This is a genomic window from Nocardioides pacificus (genome assembly GCF_054775955.1).
Genome location: NZ_BAAHCI010000014.1, coordinates 224,512 through 236,555, shown reverse-complemented (window position 1 = coordinate 236,555; position 12,044 = coordinate 224,512). Strand labels below are relative to the sequence as shown.

The 12,044-nt window shown below is 71.2% G+C and carries 14 protein-coding genes; 9 read left to right on the top strand and 5 right to left on the bottom strand.

Features of this window, described 5'->3' with window-relative positions:
• The 9 genes from eutC to ACYU7L_RS17460 form a co-directional block, all read left to right on the top strand.
• A partial coding sequence (gene eutC, locus ACYU7L_RS17500; RefSeq protein ID WP_460799305.1) for an ethanolamine ammonia-lyase subunit EutC occupies positions 1 to 834 on the top strand: 834 nt, incomplete at its 5' end.
• A gap of 31 nt (positions 835 to 865) precedes the next feature.
• Positions 866 to 1,522: an ethanolamine utilization microcompartment protein EutL gene (gene eutL / locus ACYU7L_RS17495; RefSeq protein ID WP_460799303.1), complete on the top strand. Its 657-nt coding sequence runs from the start codon at positions 866 to 868 to the stop codon at positions 1,520 to 1,522.
• A gap of 18 nt (positions 1,523 to 1,540) precedes the next feature.
• Complete coding sequence (locus tag ACYU7L_RS17490) at positions 1,541 to 3,055, top strand: aldehyde dehydrogenase family protein (protein WP_460799301.1); 1,515 nt, start codon at positions 1,541 to 1,543, stop codon at positions 3,053 to 3,055.
• A gap of 211 nt (positions 3,056 to 3,266) precedes the next feature.
• On the top strand, positions 3,267 to 3,572 hold the full coding sequence (gene eutM, locus ACYU7L_RS17485; protein WP_460799299.1) for an ethanolamine utilization microcompartment protein EutM: 306 nt from the start codon (positions 3,267 to 3,269) through the stop codon (positions 3,570 to 3,572).
• A gap of 29 nt (positions 3,573 to 3,601) precedes the next feature.
• Positions 3,602 to 4,255, top strand: a complete 654-nt coding sequence (locus ACYU7L_RS17480; RefSeq protein WP_460799297.1) for a cupin domain-containing protein — start codon at positions 3,602 to 3,604, stop codon at positions 4,253 to 4,255.
• Positions 4,252 to 5,034 carry a hypothetical protein gene (locus ACYU7L_RS17475; RefSeq protein ID WP_460799295.1) on the top strand — a complete coding sequence of 261 codons (783 nt, stop codon included), beginning with the start codon at positions 4,252 to 4,254 and terminating at the stop codon, positions 5,032 to 5,034. The genes ACYU7L_RS17480 and ACYU7L_RS17475 overlap by 4 nt, the downstream gene beginning before the upstream one ends.
• The gene (gene eutJ, locus ACYU7L_RS17470; protein ID WP_460799291.1) at positions 5,031 to 5,894 is read left to right on the top strand and encodes an ethanolamine utilization protein EutJ; all 864 of its coding nucleotides are present in this window, start codon (positions 5,031 to 5,033) and stop codon (positions 5,892 to 5,894) included. The genes ACYU7L_RS17475 and eutJ overlap by 4 nt, the downstream gene beginning before the upstream one ends.
• Before the next feature lie 2 nt (positions 5,895 to 5,896).
• Positions 5,897 to 6,520 carry a hypothetical protein gene (locus ACYU7L_RS17465; RefSeq protein WP_460799288.1) on the top strand — a complete coding sequence of 208 codons (624 nt, stop codon included), beginning with the start codon at positions 5,897 to 5,899 and terminating at the stop codon, positions 6,518 to 6,520.
• A gap of 10 nt (positions 6,521 to 6,530) precedes the next feature.
• Positions 6,531 to 6,809 carry a hypothetical protein gene (locus ACYU7L_RS17460; protein ID WP_460799286.1) on the top strand — a complete coding sequence of 93 codons (279 nt, stop codon included), beginning with the start codon at positions 6,531 to 6,533 and terminating at the stop codon, positions 6,807 to 6,809.
• A 9-nt stretch (positions 6,810 to 6,818) separates the two neighbouring features.
• Here ACYU7L_RS17460 and ACYU7L_RS17455 read toward each other — a convergent pair whose 3' ends face one another.
• The 5 genes from ACYU7L_RS17455 to ACYU7L_RS17435 form a co-directional block, all read right to left on the bottom strand.
• A complete protein-coding gene (locus tag ACYU7L_RS17455; protein WP_460799284.1) occupies positions 6,819 to 7,991 on the bottom strand; it encodes an acyl-CoA dehydrogenase family protein in 1,173 nt (390 codons plus the stop codon).
• A 14-nt stretch (positions 7,992 to 8,005) separates the two neighbouring features.
• Complete coding sequence (locus ACYU7L_RS17450) at positions 8,006 to 8,845, bottom strand: alpha/beta fold hydrolase (RefSeq protein WP_460799282.1); 840 nt, start codon at positions 8,843 to 8,845, stop codon at positions 8,006 to 8,008.
• A 29-nt stretch (positions 8,846 to 8,874) separates the two neighbouring features.
• Positions 8,875 to 10,269 (bottom strand): MmgE/PrpD family protein, encoded by a 1,395-nt coding sequence (locus tag ACYU7L_RS17445; protein WP_460799280.1) that lies wholly within the window; start codon positions 10,267 to 10,269, stop codon positions 8,875 to 8,877.
• A 98-nt stretch (positions 10,270 to 10,367) separates the two neighbouring features.
• Positions 10,368 to 11,096: an IclR family transcriptional regulator gene (locus ACYU7L_RS17440; protein ID WP_460799278.1), complete on the bottom strand. Its 729-nt coding sequence runs from the start codon at positions 11,094 to 11,096 to the stop codon at positions 10,368 to 10,370.
• The gene (locus tag ACYU7L_RS17435; protein WP_460799276.1) at positions 11,096 to 11,869 is read right to left on the bottom strand and encodes an IclR family transcriptional regulator; all 774 of its coding nucleotides are present in this window, start codon (positions 11,867 to 11,869) and stop codon (positions 11,096 to 11,098) included. The genes ACYU7L_RS17440 and ACYU7L_RS17435 overlap by 1 nt, the downstream gene beginning before the upstream one ends.
• Between the last annotated feature and the right edge of the window lie 175 nt (positions 11,870 to 12,044).

The following is a 12,044-nucleotide window of genomic DNA, read 5'->3' as shown; positions in this document are numbered from 1 at the left end:
GCGGCGACCCCCGCGCCCGCGCCGGCCGCCGCCTCCGAGGGAGACCTGGTGATCGATCTCCCCGACCCGACCGAGGAGTCCGCCCGCCGCACCATGGGCGTCACGGACCCCTACGACGCCGACGGCCTGCGCAACCTGATGGCCTCGACCACCGCACGACTCGGCGTGGGCCGGGCCGGGCCGCGCCCGCGCACGGCATCCCTGCTGCTGTTCCAGGCGGACCACGGGGTCACCCAGGACGCGATCTACGGGGTGGTGACCGAGGAGGTCAAGGACCGCTTCGACCTGTTCACGGTCAACACCAGGGCCGCCGACCGGGCGGAGTACCTGCTGCGCCCCGACCTCGGCCGGCTGCTCGCCGACGACGCCAAGGAGACCATCGCGCAGCGGTGCACCAAGAGCCCCGACGTGCAGATCTGCGTCGGTGACGGACTCTCGGCCGCGGCCATCGACAACAACCTCGCCGACATCTACCCGGTGATCGCGCAGGGGCTGAAGTCGGCCGGCCTCTCCGTGGGCACGCCGTTCTTCATCGAGAACTGCCGCGTCGGCGTGATGAACGACGTCAACACGATCATTCAGGCCAAGGTCGTCCTGCTGTTGATCGGCGAGCGACCCGGTCTGGGCATCGCCGACGCGCTGAGCGCCTACATGGGCTATGACCCGGAGCCGGGCAAGACCGACGCCGAGCGCGACCTGATCTGCATGATCACGACCCACGGTGGCACCAACCCGCTCGAGGCGGGCGCCTACGTCGTGGAGCTGATCCAGAAGACCCTCAAGTACGGCGCCAGCGGAGTGGAGCTCCGCGAACGCACCTCCGCGAGCTCCTAGCCGCGCGGACATCCCGAAGGAGGAACACGAAATGGGCATCCTTGACCCGGTCAAGCCGACCATCCTGGCGGCGCGGATCATCCCCAACGTCCATCCGGGGTTCGCGGCCAAGCTGGAGCTGAAGCCCGAGCACCGCAGCCTGGCGCTGATCACCTGCGACATCGACGACTCGCTCTACGTCTCGCTCGACGAGGCGACCAAGAAGGCCGACGTCGAGGTCGTCTATGCCCGCAGCTTCTACGCGGGCTCCGGCTACCCCTCCGGCCCGCTGTCGGGCGAGATCCTGGGGATCCTCGGGGCTCCGGACCCTGCGGAGGCCCGAGCCGGCCTCAACGCGTGCGTGCAGTACGCCGAGGAGGAGGCCTGGTTCTACAGCGCCGACGAGGCGGGGGAGCTCAACTTCTTCCCCCACACGATCTCGCGCACCGGCACCTACCTCAGCAAGGAGGCGGGTGTCCCGGTCGGGACGCCGCTGGCCTACCTGATCGCGCCGCCGCTCGAGGCGACGTACGCGATGGACGCCGCGATCAAGGCAGCCGACGTCGAGATGGCCCTGTGGTGGGCGCCCCCGTCCGAGACGAACTTCGGTGGCGGCCTGCTGTCCGGCAGCCAGAGCGCCTGCCGGGCGGCCTGCATGGCCTTCCAGGACGCCGTGCTCGACGTGGCCCGAGACCCCCGGAAGTACTGAGAGACAGAAGGTGCGGCGGTGAACGCACGGACGTACGACACCGACCTCCGGTCGATCCAGGAGGCGCGGGACCTCGCGGTCGCGGCGCGCGAGGCGCACCGACGTTTCCAGTTCGCTGAGCAGCCCGACGTCGACCGGATCTGCGCGGCCATGGCCGAGGCCGCCTTCGCCTCCGCGGAGCGGCTCGGCCAGCTGGCGCACGACGAGACCGGCTATGGCGTGGTGCTGCACAAGAAGCTGAAGAACGAGTTCGCGAGCCGCGACGTGTGGGAGTCGATCAAGGACACGCCCACGTGCGGGGTGCTGCGCCGCGACGAGGAGAACCACGTCGTCGAGATCGGCTGGCCGGTCGGCGTGATCGCCGCGCTGTCCCCGTCGACCAACCCCACGTCGACGGCGATCTTCAAGGTGCTGATCGCCGTCAAGGCGCGCAACGCCGTGGTCGTCGCGCCTCACCCCAGCTCGGTGGAGTGCACCTTCGAGGCGGTGCGGGTGATGGCGCAGGCCGGGGAGGCGGCCGGCATGCCGGCCGGCCTGGTCAGCTGCCTGCGCACGGTCACGCTCCCGGGGAGCCACGAGCTGATGAGCCACTACGCGACGTCGATGGTGCTGGCCACCGGGGGCACCTCCATGGTGAAGGCGGCGCACAGCGTGGGGAAGCCGGCACTCGGTGTCGGCCCCGGCAACGTGCCGGTCTACGTCGACCGGAGCGCCGACGTCGAGCAGGCGGCGGCCGACATCGTGAGCTCGAAGGCGTTCGACCACTCCACGATCTGTGCCTCCGAGCAGGCGGTGGTCGCCGACCGGCCGATCGCCGGACGCCTGCGCGCGGCGATGACGGCCAGCGGGGCTCACTGGCTCACCCCCGAGCAGGCGGACCGCCTCGGCGGCCTGATGTTCCGGCCGGGCGGTCTGATGGACGCCCGCTTCGTGGGGCGCAGCCCCCAGCGGATCGGTGAGATCGCCGGGTTCGACGTACCGGCCTCCGCGCGGGTCCTGGTCGCGGACCTCGGCGGTGTCGGACCGGCGCATCCGCTGTCGCGGGAGAAGCTCACCACGGTCCTCGGGTTCATCGAGGAGGACGGGTGGCACCGCGGCTGCGAGCGCGCCATCGAACTGCTTCGTTTCGGCGGAGACGGTCACTCGCTGGTGATCCACGCCCGCGACGAGGAGGCCATCCTCGCCTTCGGGATCCAGAAGCCGGCCTTCCGGATCCTGGTGAACACGTGGGGGAGCCTCGGCGCGATCGGTGCGACGACCGGCCTGACGCCGTCGATGACGCTGTCGCCTGGCGGGCTCGGGGGAGCGGTGGTCAGCGACAACATCGGCGTGCGGCACCTGCTGAACGTCAAGCGTCTCGCCTACGAGGTGCGGCGACCGCCCGCCGAGGCGTGGGGCCACCCGGCGGGAGCGTCCGCCGAGGTCCGGCCGAACGCCGTCCCGTTCGGCGCCGGCGACACCGGCTTCGACCCGGGGCTCATCGCCCGGGTGGTCCGTGAGGTCCTCGCCCAGACCCAGGCAGAGAAGAGGTGACCGCATGAGCAAGCCCCCCACCGGTGGCGGCAAGCCGTCCGTCGACCCACCCGTCCCGGCACCGCCGGCCTCCGACGTGGCACCGGTCGCGCCGCCTGGCGGCGGGCCACCCGGCCCCGAGCCTCCGGGTCCTCCGGAGCAGCCCCCAGTCCCCAGCGGAGGAGCACCCGTTCCACCGCCACCAGGCCCAACACACAAGAGGAGCACCACAATGCCTAACGTTCAGATGATCGCCCTGGGCATGATCGAGACCAAGGGTCTCGTGGGATCGATCGAGGCGGCCGACGCCATGGTGAAGGCGGCCAACGTCAAGCTGATCGGCAAGGAGATGATCGGCGGCGGCTACGTCACCGTGATGGTCCGCGGCGACGTCGGTGCGGTCAAGGCCGCCACGGACGCCGGAGCAGCCGCGGCCGACCGGATCGGCGAGCTGGTCTCCGTGCACGTCATCCCGCGCCCGCACGGGGACGTCGAGAGCATCCTCCCTCACACCGGCGACACCACCGACGAGACCTGAACCGTCGTCACGACACCTGAGTCGAGACGATGACCATGCCTGGGACGGTCCGCCGTGCCCTGACGGCAGCCGACGTGCGCGAGGCCGCGCACGCGGGACGACGCGAGCTCGTCGTACCGCGTGGCGTCATCGTCACGCCGCTGGCACGAGACACGGCGCGGGAGTTGGGGATCGTGCTGACGATCGAGGGGAGCCCGGCCGCTGCGGCCGGGCCCGCCCCGGTGAGTCCCGACGCCCGGGGTGGTGCGCCGGACCTGGAGGCCCAGGTACGGCGGATCGTGTCCTCGCTCGTCGGAGCACACGAGCCTGCAGCGAGCACGCGGCCGCCGGTGCGGCATGTCGATGCCCGAGACATCACGCTGGAGCCGTTCCCTCACGAAGGCCCCCAGCCGGGGCAGAACGTGATGTGCGGCGACGTGGTCACCTCCGCGCACGGCTCGCCGATCGCCGCGGGGTTCCTGACGCTGACCCGCGGGAGCTTCCCGTGGACGCTCACCTACGACGAGATCGAGTACGTCATCGAGGGAGAGCTGCACATCGGCCTCCCCTCCGGCCCGGTGGTCGGCAGACCCGGTGACGTCCTCTATGTCCCCAAGGGCACCGCGATCACGTTCGGGACGCCCTCGTGGGCGAAGTTCCTCTACGTGACGTTCCCCGCGGACTGGGAGGCGGGACTGACGTGATCGTCACCGAGTCCGCGCTGCGCGAGCAGCTGCGTAGACCGCGGGCCGGAGCCCGGGTCACCGTGCCCGCGGGTGCGGCGCTCTCTCCGGCCGCCGCGGATTTCGTGGCGCACTGGCAGCTCGAGCTCGTGGAGGGGCAGTCCCCTCCGGCGACGAGCGAGGGCCGGGGGGCGGCGTCGCCCTCCTGGGACAAGGCGAGCAGCTTCCCCGTCGTGCTGGAGGGGGCCGCCCCGCGCTGCACGACCTGCGGGACCACGGTCACCGACAAGCCCGACGTCCTCACCCAGCTGAACGCCTGCCACTTCGCGCCGAAGAACGCACCGCGGATCCGGTTGCGCGGACGCGTCGACAGCCTCCAGGCCCTGGCGCTGCTCGTCGCCGCCCGGGCGGGAGCAGCGGGACACCCGGAGCTCCAGCAGCATCTGGGGACCGTCGCGGCGTACTGCCGTGAGCTGATGTCGGCGGAGTACAACGAGCGGCTCGCGGCGGCCCCGTCCGTCGACGGACGCAGTGAGTCCGAGATCCATGCGGCCACGCACGACCCGCGCTCCGAGCTCGGGGTCGACCACCTGCTCCTCGCTCCGGTCGACCCTGAGCTGCTGCACTGGCTGAACCTGCTGCGCTGCCAGGTGCGCGAGGTGGAGATCGTGGCGCTCGACGCCTTCGAGTCGCCCCATCACCCGTTCGGCGCGAGCATCGTGCACGGTCTGAACCGGCTATCGAGCATCGTGTACTACCTGGAGCTGCGACTCGCGGCCCGTGAAGGAGACCCCTGGTGAAGCCGCTGAATCCGGACCTCGCCCGGCTGCTCGCCGCGGCCGATGCGGTGATGGGGAGCCAGGCTCCCGTCACGGCCACCGGACCGCTGCGCGTCGGCGTGGACCTGGGGACCGCCTTCACCGTGCTCTTCGTGGTCGACGAGAGCGGCACGCCCGTCGCCGGCGCCTACCGGTTCGCGGACGTGGTGCGCGACGGGGTGGTGCTCGACTACATGGGAGCCGTCGCGCTGGTCCGCGAGCTGAAGGCGGAGGTGGAGGAGCGGCTGGGGCGCGTGCTCGACACCGCGGCCGTGACGATCCCTCCTGGCGTCTCCGCGAGTGACCACCGGGCTCACGGGTACGTCGTCGAGGCTGCCGGACTGACATGCACGGCGGTGGTGGACGAGCCCACGGCGGCCAACTCCGTGCTGGGGGCCCGCGACGGTGCCGTGGTCGACATCGGCGGCGGCACGACCGGCATCGCCATCCTGCGCGACGGCCGGGTGATCACCACAGCTGATGAGCCGACCGGCGGGACGCATCTCAGCCTGGTCATCGCGGGTGCCGGCAAGATCCCCTTCGAGGAAGCCGAGCTGATGAAGCGGGAGACGGCCAACCATGTGCGTCTCCTGCCGGTGGTGCGGCCGGTGCTCGAGAAGATCGCCACGATCGTGGCGCGGCAGATCGAGGGGCAGGGCGTCGAGCAGATCTACCTGGTCGGCGGCACGAGCGCGTTCACCGGCATCGCGGACGTGGTCGGGGCAGTGACCGGCGTCCCGACGGTGGTGCCGGGCAACCCGCTCTTCGTCACGCCCTTGGGCGTCGCACTGCACGACACCGGCGACAGCGCTTCGTGGGCAGACCCACGGCGAGGAGGATGACCATGGCAGGCGACGAGTTCCAGCTCCGTGCCTACGTGCACCTGGACCGCATGCAACCGCAGTACGCCGCGTTCGTCGGGACGATCACCCAGGGTGACCCGCCGGTGGAGGGGATGGCCTGCCTGTATGTCGAGATGGCACCAGGCAACTGGGTCTTCCGGGTCGTGGACAAGGTGGTCAAGAGCACCGACGTGCGGCCGGGGGCGCAGATCGTCGAGCGTGAGTTCGGCATGTTCGAGGTGCACTCGCTCTCGCAGGCCGATGTGCTTCGTGCGGGCGAGGTGACCCTCGAGGAGCTCGGCCAGGTGGAGGGCGATCGGGTGAGCCCCGAGATCGCGTCGATGCAGGTGATCACGAACGTCAACCCCTACCAGGCCCAGCTGCTCAACCGCTTCACCCGCGGCACGATGCTCGTCGCCGGTCAGACCATGCTGGTCATGGAGGTCGCCCCGGCGGCGTACATCAACCTGGCGGCCAACGAGGCCGAGAAGGCCTCGCCGGTCAACCTGATGCACATCACCTCGGTCGGCCGCTTCGGCCGGCTGTGGATGGCGGGCAGCGAGGCCGACATCCTCGCCGCCCGCGACGCCGCCGTGACGGCGATCGAATCCATCGCGGGACGCTGAGGAGGCCACCGTGGCACGCAGGTTCATCACCAAGACCGAGATCGATCAGATCGCCGACCGGGGGGAGACAGTGCTCGAGGTCGACCCGCGCACGACCGTCACCGACCTGGCCCGCGAGCAGGCCCAGCAGCGCGGGGTGTCCATCCGCCGGGTCGAGGCCGTCGACGGCCCGGCGTCGCCCGGCTCGGACCCGCCCGTGCGCGCGAGAGTGCGCTCGGCGGTCATCGCCCGGCTGGGGGAGGTCCCGGGCGACCTCGACGCCGTCATCGACCGGGTGATGCGGGGCTGAGCATCGGGCCTAGAAGAGGACCGAGGCAGGCAGCGGGTTGCCGAAGGTCTGCAGGCCATAGGCCTGGTAGATCGGGTCGGCGTTGTTGCTGGCGTGGTTGACCGCGGCGTGGATGTCGCGCCAGAACCGCTGCATGGGCGAGTCCGCGCGCAGAGCCGAGCCCCCCGCGTGCAGGAAGAGCTCGTCGACGACGTCCACCGCGCGCCGGGAGATGCGCACCTGGTTGCGGCGCACCAGCAGTCGGTCGGCGGGGGAGAAGCGCTCATCGCGCTGTGCCTGCTCCCACATCCGTTGCAGGTCGTCGAAGAGCTGGATCTCACCAGCGGCCAGATCTGCTGACGCGCGCCCGAGCACGGCGAGCTGGTGCGGGTCGCTGGCAGTCTTCACCCCGCGAGCGGTGACCCGGCTGCGCATCGCTGCGACGAACGCCGCCAGGGCGCCTTGGGCCATCGCGATCGTGGCGGTCGTGATCCCGGCGGTGAACATGGGATGGAAGGGCATCCGGTAGACGGCGGAGTCGCCGCGACCGACCTCGGCGGCGAGGCCGCCGTCCTCCATCGGCCTCGGGTCGAAGACGCGGTGGGCCGGGATGAAGGCGTCCTTGATGACGATGTCCTTCGAGCCGGTCCCGCGCAGGCCGAGCACGTCCCAGGAGTCCTGGACGATCTCGTAGTCCGCGCGGGGGAGCACGAAGTGCCGGCCACCGCCCGGCACCGGGGTGCCGTCGCCGTCGACCAGCAGGCCGCCGAGGATGATCCACCGGCAGTGGTCGGTGCCCGAGGAGAAGGGCCAGCGACCGCTGAAGAGGTAGCCGCCGTCCACCGGGGTCGCCCGCCCGAGCGGGGCGTAGGGCGAGGCGATCCAGGTGTCCTCGTCGGAGCCCCAGACCTCCTTCTGCAGGGTGCCGTCCATCTGGGCCATCTCGAAGGCGTGGACGCCGACGACGCCGGCCACCCAGCCGGCCGAGGAGGACCGGACACCGATGTCACGGACGGTCCGGAAGAAGTCGACCGGGTCGGCCTCCTGGCCACCGAACTCCTTCGGCTGGAGCATCCGGATGACCCCGCTGGTGCGCAGGATCTCGGCGGTCCGGTCGCTGAGCCGACCGAGCAGGTCGCTCGTGACCGCCTCCTCGGCGATCTCATCCGCGCGAGCCAGGATCCGCTCGTGAACCTCGTTCATTCTGTGTACCCCGATCAGTTGTGGAGGAGGAAGTCGGTGACGGTGCGGTTGAACTCGTCGGCGTGCTCCAGCTGGACCCAGTGGCCGCAGCCTGCGAGCAGCACGGCGCGGGAGGTCGGCACCAGGGAGACCAGCTTGAGCGTGCTCTCGTAGTGGACGACCCGGTCGTCGCGACCGTGGAAGAACAGCGACGGAGCGGTGATCCCGGCGATCTGGGCGTGCGAGGCCAGGTGCGGGCGCGGGCGCCCGATGCCGGCGGCGAAGTTCGCGAGGTGCTCCGGGTGGTCCATCGCCGCCTGGTAGCGCTGAGCGACGAGCTCCTCGGTGGCGTACGCCGGGTCGAAGGTCATGATGTCGACCAGGTCGCGGAAGTTCTCCAGCGTCGGGTCAAGGTAGGTGCGCTGGAGTACTTTGACGCCCTCGCTCGGGCCGCCGCCGGGGACGAACAGGTGCGCCCCGCCCACGCCGGCGCCCATCGTCACCAGGTGGCTGACCCGCTCGGGCCGGGTCGCGGCGAACATCACCGCGGTGGCACCGCCCATCGAGTTGCCGATGAAGGCCGCCCTCTCGATGTCCAGCGCGTCGAGGATGTGCTCCGCGGTCGCGGCGTGGTCGCGCTCGTCGTACGAGACGGGGTCGGACTTGCCCCAGCCGGGCATGTCGACGGCCAGGCAGCGGAAGTGCTCGCCGAGGGCGAGCATGTTGCGCGAGTAGTTGCTCCAGCCGGTGGCCCCGGCGCCCGAGCCGTGCAGCAGCACCAGGGGGTGTCCGGAGCCGTACTCCTGGTAGTGCACCCGCCCGCTGGCGGTCTCGACGAAGCGGCTGGTCGCTTCCTCGGTGAAGGTCTGGGTCACGGTGGCTTCTCCTCGGGTGTGTCGGGGTCTCAGGCGCCGGGTCCGGCCAACAGCGGCTGGAGGTCGGCGGGGTCGTCCAGGTCGGGGATCTCATGGAGGGTGTCGAACCAGTCCGCGGAGTCAGGCCCCGTGCACTGGCTGAACTTCGCCCGGAGCTCCGTGGTCGAGAGCGGTCGGTGCGAGTCGCCGCGGGAGTGGTGCACGGTGCGGGTGAGCTGGCGACCGTCCACGGTGTGCAGCCGGACGACGGTGTGGCCGGGGTCGGACGACGCGGGGCGCTCGCTGAGGGCGATCCGGGTCATCAGCGACGCGACGTCGGGGTCGCCGAGGGCGGCGTCCTCGAAGTGGCTCAGGCGTACGTCGCCGTCCACGAGGGCGCGGGCCAGGGTGTACTCCAGCGAGAACTTCGCCTCGAGGCCGGTCCGGGGACTGGCGTCGCGCAGGGGTCGGGTGCCGCCCCTCTCGAGCGTGACCTCGATCCGCTCGATGCCGGCGGTGGTCGCGCCGAGCTCGTCGCGCAGCGAGATCCCCGCGTCGATGGCGCGCTGGGTGGCGAAGCAGGAGGGGTAGGCCTTGATCGCGTAGTCGTCCAGCCAGGCCGTGGTCCAGTGCTCGAGACGGTCCGGCAGATCGGCGACCCGGTGGCCGGCGGGGTCGGCATCGGGCTCACCGAAGAGCGCGAGGAAGCCACCGCGGGCCTCCAGCTGCGCGGGGTTGGCGGTGAAGCCGCGTGCGGCCAGCCCGAGCGCGGTGACGGCGTCGCGCGCAGCGGTGCCGGCGTGGAGCGGCTTGGTCATGGTGCCGAAGTTGGCGAGGCTTCCCGCGGCGTGCGACGCCGCGATCCCGAGGGCGTGCCGGGCCCGGTTCTCGTCGAGCTCGAGCAGGCGCGCGCCGGCGGCCGTGGCAGCCAGACGCCCGGTGGTGGACGTGTTGTGCCAGCCCCGCCCGTAGTGGGTGGCGTGCGGGAGGATCTCGGAGACGGCGCGGAACGTGGCCGAGCCGACGCAATAGGCGTCGTCCACCTCGGCTCCCGTGACCCGGCGACCCGCGGCGAGGGCAAAGAGCGTCGGAAGCAGCACCGCGGCGGGGTGCATGGCCATCGAGGGGGCGGCGTCATCCCAGTCCAGGGCGTGCGCGGCGGTGCCGTTGATCAGGGCCGCGTCGGCGGCCCCCACCCGAACCGAACCGCCCCACACGGCGGCGCCCGCCGAGTGCGACGCCTTGGAGCTCTCGTCGGTCAGCCAGCCGCGCAGGATGCGGACCGGCTCGGTTGAGGATCCGGCGACGGCGACTCCGACCGTGTCGACCACCAGGTCCCTCAGTGCTGCCCGGGTGGCGGGATCGGCCCGGCGGTCGCGTCGGCAGGCGAACGCGGCCAGCTGCGCGGTCGCGCCTGCGGCCTGCAGCGGGATAGCGGCGTTCACGGGGTTCCTCTCGACGGACGGCGGGTGGTGCCCGCTCAGTCTTCGAGGGATGAGGGACGCGTGGTCGTCCTCTCGCATCCAGCGGAAAGGGTTCCGGCTCAGCCGGGAGGGCCGGTGAGCTGGGTGCTGATGGCGTGGGCCGACGCGAGCAGGAGCGGACCCAGCTGGTCCAGCCGGTCGAGGGGGAAGCGCGCCACGTCGCCGCCGATGGCGAGGGCCCCGATGACCTGGCCTCCGGGCCCCCTGATCACCGTGGCGGCAGCCGCGAGGCCCCGCTCCTGCTCGTCGACCGAGGTGGCCCACTGGGCTGCCCGGATCAGGGAGAGCTCGTCGGGCGTGGGCGCAGACCTGCCCTGTGCAGTGAGGGCGTCGATGACTTGCTGTCGCAGCGGCTCTGGGCTGAAGGCGAGCAGGACCCTGCCGGTCGCGCCGATGCCGAGGGGGAGAGTCTGGCCGACGGCGATCGGTGGGAAGGGGTTCTCCGCTCCTCGCACGACGGCGATGCAGACCCGGTGGTCGGACTGGACGACGTGGAGGTTGACGCTCTCGCCGGTCGCCTCACTGAGCTGCTGCATGTGGGGCGCCGCGATCCCGCGCAGGTCGTAGCTGATGTCGGCAGCCACCCCCCAGGAGAGGAGTCGGGGCCCGAGCAGGAATCGTCCGAGCTCATCGCGGCGTAGCACGTCATGGGTGGCCAGCTCGGTGAGCAGCCGGTGCGCGGAGGACTTCGGGAGGCCGAGTGCCTGGGCTGCGTCGGCGAGCCGTACGCCTCCGTGGGAGCGGGCGATCAGGTCGACGGCCAGCACAGCCTTGGCCAGCACGGCCATCAGGCGTGGGAGCCGTGCGTGGCCGGCTTCGAGACGGATGCGGAGCCATGAGCCTTGAGACCCGCGGATATCTCGGCGGCCGTGGTCCTGGCGAGCCGCGCCAAGGCGACCGGGGGATGTTGTCCGCGCACGCCGCCGATCATCACACAGGTCGTGACCGTCTGGTCCTCGGAGAACACCGGCGCCGCTGCCCAGACCGCTGGTCCGGCCTGGTCGACGCCCGGGCGTGAGTGGGCGAAGCCCACACGGCGGATCTCGGCCAGCTCCTGCCGCCAGGCGAACTCGTCGCTGGGGGACATCGCTCCGGTCCTGGGTCGGTCAGAGGCCTCCGCCCAGGCAAGGAGGACCAGACCGCCGGCGTGCTCGTCCAGCCGGGGCGTGCCCAGGTGCTCCCACGCTTGGCCGACCTTGCGACCGGCGATCTTGTCGATCACCTGCAGGTCTTCGCCTGACCGGGTGGCGAGGGCGACTGGGAGACGGGTGCTGGAGTGCAGATCGACGAGGGCGGGCCGGGCCACGTCACGCAGGGTACGGATGTCGTGGACGCTATGGCCCAGCCGCCAGAGACCGGAGCCGAGGCGGTAGCGCCCCCAGCTGGTGCGGTCGATGGCGCCGTGCTCGGCGAGGGAGGCCAGCATCCGGTGGACGGTCGCCGGGGGGAGCCCGGTGGTGGCGCACACGTCCGAGACGGATCGCTCGACGCCCCCGCTGAAGCAGTTGAGGATGTCGAAGGCGCGTGCCAGGACACTGCGCTTGCCATTGATGTCACTCATGCTGAAGCCCTTCCGTGGTTCCACAAAATGGAACGAGATTCATCCTATCGGAACTCTTGGGGGGCTCGCCGACTCCACTCGAGCCGTGGAACGAGGCGCCAGATCCAAATTCCACTCGGTGAGGGATCGAGCCACGAGGTCGAGACGATTTGTAAGTGTCGTCACACGCCGTCGA